Raw genomic sequence first — 7,466 nt, 5'->3', positions numbered from 1 at the left:
GGTAGTAATCCGTACTGAACATATTATACATTATTTTCAGTATAGTTGAGCTTATTATTGACTAGAGTCATGCTCTCTCGGTCTTGTTCGGCCAGCTCCTGGATGGCCTGTTGGTACACCTGGGCAGGTGTGGATCCCTGGTTGACTTGCTTCAGCCAGCGTTGGGCCTCATTGCCCTGGTGGAGCAGAGTTTGCAAGGGAGCTAGAAAACAGCCCAAGCCTTGAGGTTGGCCAATACGCCAAGCTTCGGTCAGCAGCTCTTCGATCCACTCTTGGGCCGCCCGTTCCCGGCCTGTCCGCCAATCGACCAAATGAGATTGCAGCGATTCTCGAGCAGCAGCCTGCTCGTTGGCTTCGCAAAGGCTCTCCAGCTCTGTTGGGGTAAAGGGCCCCCGCAAGGGATCCAGCGCTTCCGGCTGGGCCAGCAACTGCCAGAGACGGGCTTCCACCAAGGCGGTAATCGCCAGAACCATTACCGGATCCCCCACCAGATCGCAAATGCGCAGCTCCACGCGGTTGAGGTGGTAGGGCCGCTCCGGGCCGTTGGGTCGCACCGAGGCCCACAGGTGGCGCACATTCTGCATTGTGCCCAAGGCTAGCTGCTCCTGGATCCAGGCAATGTAGTGGGCGTGATCCCGGAAGAAGGGCACCTGAGCCGGCGTTTTGGGGAACACCTGCCAACGGCTGGAGTGGGATCCCGTCACCCGTCCGTCCAGAAAAGGAGAGGAAGCGCTCAGAGCTAGGTAGAGAGATGCTTCCGCTCGCAGCAGGCGACAGGCCCGGAAGATGGCCTCGGTACCTGGCAGGCCAACATTGATGTGAATGCTAGCAGTTACCACCCGCGTGCCATAGGTGCGCTCGATGTAGTCGTGGTAGGGGTTGCCGGGATCCGACCGCTCGAAGTGGTCGCTGCCGCCCAAAGCTAGCGTGCTCCCTGGCAGAAGGGTGTAAGGGCCAAGACGGCGCAAAAATTGCCGCAACTGTAGGCGAGGCCGCAACAAGGCACAGAGCAGGTCTTCGTAGCGGCGAAGGGGAGGGGTGATATACTCCACGTTGCGCCGATCCGGCTCCCGCACAAACCCCGGCAAAGCTTGGCAAATGCGATCCGATAGACCCACCACTTCCCCGGCGGCGGTGCCGGTGTACATTTCCACCTCAAAGCCCTTGGTTAACAGCACAGGCCAGCCTCCAGCCGCAGCCTCACCAGTCTAACCTTTCTCTTCTCCCCTCATTGTCCTGGGGTTTGGCAGGGAATTGGCCGATGGTAGGGAAGTTTCTCGACCTGTTTTAGAATGTCCCTGTAAAGCAGTTTCGGGAAGAGACAGAGTGGGGGATCCCATCTACATCCTGGGAGCGGGGCCGGCAGGCATGGCGGCTGCCTATCGCTTGAACCAACTGGGTTTTTCCGTAGTGGTGGTAGAACGAGAGGAGAAGGTCGGGGGTTTGGCCAAAAGTATTCAGTATCAGGGGTTTATCTTGGACTATGGCCCGCACCGTTTTTTCACTAAAATCCTGCCGGTGCGAGAGTTGTGGAATCAGGTTTTGGAATCCGAGCAAGTAACCGTCCGACGGCTCACCCGCATCTATTACCGCAAGCAGTATTTTCAGTACCCCATTCAGGCCTGGGAAGTCCTGCGCAAAGTGGGTTGGTGGGAAAGCCTGCACATTGTCCTTTCCTATCTCTGGGCACAATTAATTCCGCGACCAGCTCCCCAGAACTTTGCCGACTGGGTCAAAGGCAAGTTCGGCACCCGACTCTTTCAAATGTTCTTTGAAGGATATACGGAAAAGCTTTGGGGGATCCCTTGTACCGAGATCAGTGCTGATTGGGCTGCCCAGCGCATCAAAGGTCTCAGCCTTGGGCAAGCCATCCAAAAGGCATTGGGGTGGAATCGAGGTTCGGTGAAATCCCTGATCGATCAGTTTCAGTTTCCTCGCCTGGGATCCGGGCAGCTCTATGAAAAAATGCAGGAGTATTTGCTTGCCGAAGGACAGAAAGTCTTGCTCAATACAGAGGTAGTCGCCCTTAGGCACGAGGGATCCCAAATTGCCGAACTGCAATTGCGCAACCTTCAGACTCAGCAAGAGACTTGGGTTCCTGCCTCTCACGTCATTTCTTCGATTCCTCTAACGGTGTTGGTGCAAAGTCTGCAGGAATTACCACCCCCAAAGGTGTTGCAGGCAGCCCGGAATCTTAGGTTTCGCAACACGGTTTTGGTTTACCTAATTGTGCAGGGATCCCAGCTCTTCCCCGATAACTGGCTGTATATCAACGATCCAACGGTGGGGGTGGGACGGGTGACCAACTTCGCCAATTGGTCTCCGGCCATGTTGCCCAACCAAGAGCAAACCCCCTTGTGCTGTGAGTATTGGTGCAACTTTGGGGATCCCTTGTGGCAAGCTCCTGAGGAGGAATTGCTGGCTTTGGCCGAGAAGGAGCTGCGTCAAATTGGCCTGCTTCACGATCAAAAGATCTACAGTGGCTTTGTGGTGCGCCTGCCCCGCACTTATCCCATCTATACCGGTAGCTATAAAGAAGATTTAGCCATTTTGCAGGAGTATCTCAGCCAGTTTGAAAATCTACAAGTGGTGGGCCGCTACGGCTCATTTAAATACAACAACCAAGATCACAGTTTACTGATGGGCTTGCTGGCGGCTGAGAACATTCTCCGACCCGGTAGTCACAATCTCTGGCAGGTGAACTCCGACGACGATTACCAAGAAGAAATCAAAGTGCCATCTTCACCCTTAACGATTCAGCGATGAGCTTTCCTCTCAGTCATCTGTTGCAGCGAGGTCGGCAGTACCTTGCCCCTTTCTTAGGGCAAATCTTGTTGCCCAGTTTGGCCTTGACAGTGCTGCAGATCTTCATGATCTCCCTCTGGAGTGAGGAGAGCAATTATGTTTCCATCTTCAAGGGCCTAATTCAGTGGGATAGCCATTGGTATCTCGGCATCGTGCGGCAGGGGTATCAGTTTGTGGGCTTTGACAAGATTGCCTATGAGCAGAGCAACGTGGCTTTTTTCCCCGGCTACCCCCTGGCGGTGGCTGGAATCAGTCGCCTTTTGAGCGTTGACCCTGAACTAGGGCTTTACCTCACCGCCCAGCTCTTTTGCTGGCTGATGTGGGTTTACCTTTTCCTGTTCTACTGCAAGTGGCAAATTCCCCCGCTCTGGCAGGCTTTGGCAAGTTTGCTCATCCTGGTTTATCCCACCAGCTTTTATCTGTGTGTGGGCTACAGCGAGTCTTTGTTTACAGCTAGCTTGTTGGGTTTTCTCTACTGGTCAATTCATTGGGATCGTCCCCTGCTGATGCTCCTGGCCGGGATCCACGGCTTGGCAATGAGCGCCACCCGCATTGTGGGTTTGCCGGTAGCCTTGATTCCACTTCTCAATCTCTGGTCAGGATCCCGACGTTGGCTTTGGACAGTGGCGACAGTGAGCCTGGCTTTGCTGGGGGGGCTGGGCTTTTTTCTCTACTGTCAGCTTCGCTTTGGACGCTGGGATCTCTACATGGAAATGCAGTCCTACTTTGGCCCCAGCTCTGTCAATTACCTGGCCATTGTTCAAGCGCACACCTATACTCCTCTCTTTTCTATTGGTCATTGGCGATCCCTGTTTTCCTTTTCTGAAGCTTTGGAAGCTGGGATATGGGCAATTTCCCTCAGTCAAGTGTTTGTTCCTCTCACCTTGGGATCCCTACTGGTGACCGGTTTGATAGATGGGATCAGCTCCACAGCCGGCAAAAGTCGGCGCTGGCAGGAGCGGCTGGGGTTTCATTTGGCTGCTTGGGTGATGTTTTACATTGCCTTAGCAGGAATGAGTGTGGTGGGCCAGCGAAGTATGGTTCGCTATTGCCTGCCGGTTTACATCGTGCAGGTGCTGGCCTGGCTGCATTGGGCCAAACACACCGATTTCAGCTTCATCCCCCAACGGGCTTGGCGATATCTTGGCAGTGCCCTGAAGCTGGGGTATTGTCTTTTGGCTTTCATCTTTTTTGCCCTCAACCAAATCCTCACCTGGCGCTACGTCCAACATCTTTGGGTGGCTTGACGGAGCCGTCTTGACGAGAGAAAGAGCAATGTGCCGATGAGTCTTCGCCTCAGCCATCTGTTGCAGCAGATCCGCAAACTTTTAGGTTGCTTCTCTGTTCGGATCGCTTTGCTAGGCTTAGCGCTTACTATCCTGCAAGTGCTAACGATATACCTCTGGACAAAACGCGGTGACTATGCTTCTGCCTTCACAGCCCTGAGTCAGCGGGATAGCTATTGGTATCTCAGCATTGTGCGGCGGGGGTACCAGTTTGTGGGTTTCGACAAGATTGCCTATGAGCAGAGCAACGTGGCTTTTTTCCCCGGCTATCCCCTGGCAGTGGCCGCAATCAGTCACCTTGTGGGAGTTGACCCTGAACTGGGGCTCTACCTCACCGCCCAACTCTTTTGCTGGCTGATGTGGGTTTACCTTTTCCTGCTTTACCGCAGGTGGCAAATTCCCCCCCTCTGGCAAATTTTGGCTAGTTTGCTCATCTTCTTTTATCCCACCAGCTTTTACCTGGTCGTGGGCTACAGCGAATCTTTGTTTATGGCCAGCCTACTGGGTTTTCTCTACTGGTCAATTCACGGGGGCCGTCCCCTGCTGATGCTCCTGGCTGGGATCCACGGCTTGGTGATGAGTGCTACTCGGATTGTCGGCTTGCCGGTGGCGCTGCTCCCTTTTTTGAATCTCCTGAAAGCGGGGGAGAGAACCCAAGCCCGCCGTTGGTTTTGGACGAGTATGGCAGCGAGCTTGGCTCTGTTGGGTGGCCTGGGCTTTTTTCTCTACTGTCAGCTCCGCTTCGGACGCTGGGATCTCTACCTGGAAATGCAGCGTTACTTTACCGGCGTGAAAGCCAATTATCAAGCTATTTTCCAAGCTCGCACATATGTCCTTTCCGCCGAACGCTGGCAAAGCTTACTCTCTCTTTCTGCACCGATGAAAGACCCTGGGCTGTGGGCTGACGCTCTTAGCCAACTGTTTGTGTCTGCCACCCTGGGATCCCTGCTTGTTACAGGTTTAATGGATGCGGCAGGAGTTATGGCAGGTAGAAGCCAGTGTTGGCGGGAGCGGCTGGGATTTCATCTGGCTGCTTGGGCCATGTTTTACATTGCCCTGACGGGTACGAGCCCCTTGGGCCAGCGAAGCATGAGCCGCTATTGTCTGCCGGTTCACATCCTGCAGGTGTTGGCGTTGGTACATTGGGCCAAACACACCGATTTCAGCTTCATCCCCCAAAGGGTGCTTGGCTATCTTGGCACTATCCTGAAGCTGGGCTACGGGCTTCTAGCTTTGATCTTCCTCGCCCTCAACCAAATCCTCACCTGGCGCTACGTCCACCATCTCTGGGTGGCTTGACTCCGCTTTCCTGAAGATAGGATGTGAGGGATCCCAACTTCTCACCGGCTGAGAGCTGTGGCGTTCTCTTCTCCCCGCAAGTCTCCCCGTCAAAAATCAGCCTCGCGTGTCGCTCAGACCCTTGAGCCCACCAAAATTTACCCCTGCCCGTGCTGCCACCAAGGTCAGTTACGCCTGATCACCCTAACCGAAGCCTTCGGGTGTAGCCGTTGCCAGCATATTTTTGCCATCACCCCCGACCGCCTGTACATCGAGCAACTGGCCGTTTCCTATCCCTACCGCAAAATGTGGTTCTGGAACGGCTACCAATGGGTGTTGCGGCGGGAAAACACCCTACAGGGATCCGCGCTCTTGGGCCTCACCCTCAGCTTGGGCATTGTCTTGGCGGTTGGGTTCATCGGCGCAGTGCTCTTCCCAAACCAAACCCAGTTGCTCAGTTGGTTCATGATTCTCGGCTTGTTGCTAACGCTGCTGATGGTAACGGCGATCCTGCTGCTGCGGCGGCCCTGAGACTTACGAGATCTGATCCGGCAACCGGTTTCTAGAGTCGGCAGCCCTGACACTTGTGGATTCAACCATTTCTTGTTAGCAGTGTTAGCAGTGGTCTGGAGAAAGCGGCGGATCTGTCTCTGATGGGCTAGGCGGGAGAAGTTCAAGTGACAGATTTCGGTTCAGACTTTGACTTAGGTACCACTCTGCGACAGGTACGCCGTTTGCTACCCCAACTGCAGCGGTTGAGCAGCCAAATCAAGCGCCAGGCCCTGCTGGCTCTCTCGCGGTGTTTGCTGGAGCGCTCCGATCTGCTGCTGGAAGCCAATACCCTTGACCTGGAAAGTTGCCGCGAGCAAACCGTACCGGAGTGGATCCTCAACGGCCTGAAGCTCACCCCCGAGCGCCTACAGCGATCCGCCCAGTTGCTGACTCTCCTGGCCCAGCAGCCGGATCCCATTGGCAAGCTGGAGAAGGGGTACCGCCAGGAGAACGGCCTGTTTATTGGCCGCTACCGCGTTCCATTGGGGTTGATCGCTCTGGTCTATGAAATCTACCCCGAGTTTGCCCTAAATGGCATTGGCATGTGCTTAAAAGCGGGAAACGGCGTGATTTTGGCCAGCAGCGGTCCCATCCAGAAAACCCACCAGGCCATGGTCAACCTCTTGGCAGAGACGGCTTACGAGCACGGGATCCCGGAAGGAGCCATTCAAACCTTGCCCGCCCAAGACCAAACGGCGGATCCCCAAGCAGATTCCCCACTGTTGCCGTTGCTACAGCAAACCCGCTACCTCGACCTGGTGATTCCCTGCGGTCGCCCCGGCTGGGTGGAGTTCCTGTTGCAGGCCAGCAAAGTGCCGACTCTGGCCACCCATTTGGGCTACGGCCACATCTATCTGGATCGCACTGCCCCTTGGCCCTTGGTCAAATCGGCTTTGTTGGATCCCCTGGCCCAGTACGGCTCAGAAGGGATCCCCATCTATCAGCCCCTCACCCTCTGGCTGCTGATCCACACCGATTGGGCCACCAACCATCTGACCGCCTTGATTGAGGACTTGCTGGGTCACGGGATCGATATCCAGGCAGCCGCCTCCATTCTGGAACAGTTCCCGCAGCTCCAGCCGCTTGGGCAAGGCTTTGACTCGACAGAACGACCTCATCTGCGCCTGCAGCCCATTGCCGACCTGACGGAGGCGATCGCCTGGATCAACAAAAATGGTTGCCGTCAATCGGAGACGATCCTCACCGATAGCCAATCGGCGGCCCAACGCTTTCTCCAAGAGGTGGATGCCGCCCTGATCCACATCAACACTTCCCCCCTCTCAGCAGGTCGGGGAGCTGGGATCCCCACGTTGGGAGCGTTTCGCGACCTGTCTTTGGGCATTTCTACCCAGCGGCTGCACGTGCGCGGGCCCATCGACGTGGAAGCCCTGACAACGGTGAAGGTGGTGGCTCAGGGTGACCTGTAGAGCTGGAAGGTTGGTCGGCCCGCCCAAGGACCCAAGAGCTGCGATGAGGCTGGAGAAGAATAAGAATAGTAAAGAATAGATCGACATCAGCTCACCATCCAACCGAGCCCAAAGGGAG

The 7,466-nt window shown here is 55.5% G+C and carries 6 protein-coding genes; 5 read left to right on the top strand and 1 reads right to left on the bottom strand.

The window, feature by feature from the left end; genetic code table 11:
- Nucleotides 1–23: 23 nt before the first annotated feature.
- The gene (gene gshA, locus NW870_RS09160) at nucleotides 24–1,178 is read right to left on the bottom strand and encodes a glutamate--cysteine ligase (RefSeq protein WP_414374961.1); all 1,155 of its coding nucleotides are present in this window, start codon (nucleotides 1,176–1,178) and stop codon (nucleotides 24–26) included.
- 148 nt (nucleotides 1,179–1,326) lie between these two features.
- Between gshA and NW870_RS09155 the strand changes: the two genes are divergently transcribed.
- The 5 genes from NW870_RS09155 to NW870_RS09135 all read left to right on the top strand — a co-directional run bounded on the left by NW870_RS09155 (nucleotide 1,327) and on the right by NW870_RS09135 (nucleotide 7,348).
- Nucleotides 1,327–2,766, top strand: a complete 1,440-nt coding sequence (locus NW870_RS09155; protein WP_414374960.1) for an NAD(P)/FAD-dependent oxidoreductase — start codon at nucleotides 1,327–1,329, stop codon at nucleotides 2,764–2,766.
- Nucleotides 2,763–4,052, top strand: a complete 1,290-nt coding sequence (locus tag NW870_RS09150) for a hypothetical protein (protein WP_414374959.1) — start codon at nucleotides 2,763–2,765, stop codon at nucleotides 4,050–4,052. Before NW870_RS09155 ends, NW870_RS09150 begins: the two co-directional genes overlap by 4 nt.
- Before the next feature lie 138 nt (nucleotides 4,053–4,190).
- A complete protein-coding gene (locus NW870_RS09145) occupies nucleotides 4,191–5,390 on the top strand; it encodes a hypothetical protein (protein WP_414374958.1) in 1,200 nt (399 codons plus the stop codon).
- Nucleotides 5,391–5,447: 57 nt separating this feature from the next.
- Complete coding sequence (locus NW870_RS09140) at nucleotides 5,448–5,900, top strand: hypothetical protein (protein WP_414374957.1); 453 nt, start codon at nucleotides 5,448–5,450, stop codon at nucleotides 5,898–5,900.
- Nucleotides 5,901–6,046: 146 nt separating this feature from the next.
- A complete protein-coding gene (locus tag NW870_RS09135) occupies nucleotides 6,047–7,348 on the top strand; it encodes a gamma-glutamyl phosphate reductase (RefSeq protein ID WP_414374956.1) in 1,302 nt (433 codons plus the stop codon).
- Nucleotides 7,349–7,466 lie beyond the last annotated feature (118 nt).

Source organism: Synechococcus sp. R50.1, from assembly GCF_047462115.1.
Taxonomy (GTDB): Bacteria; Cyanobacteriota; Cyanobacteriia; order Thermostichales; family Thermostichaceae; genus Thermostichus.
The sequence above is the reverse complement of the archived record's forward strand: the minus strand, read 5'-3'. Positions and strand labels throughout refer to the sequence as shown.

What these genes read in the sequence shown, in the direction of transcription:
- NW870_RS09150 (WP_414374959.1), top strand. Translation starts at nt 2,763, where the DNA reads ATGAGCTTTCCTCTCAGTCATCTGTTGCAGCGAGGTCGGCAGTACCTT.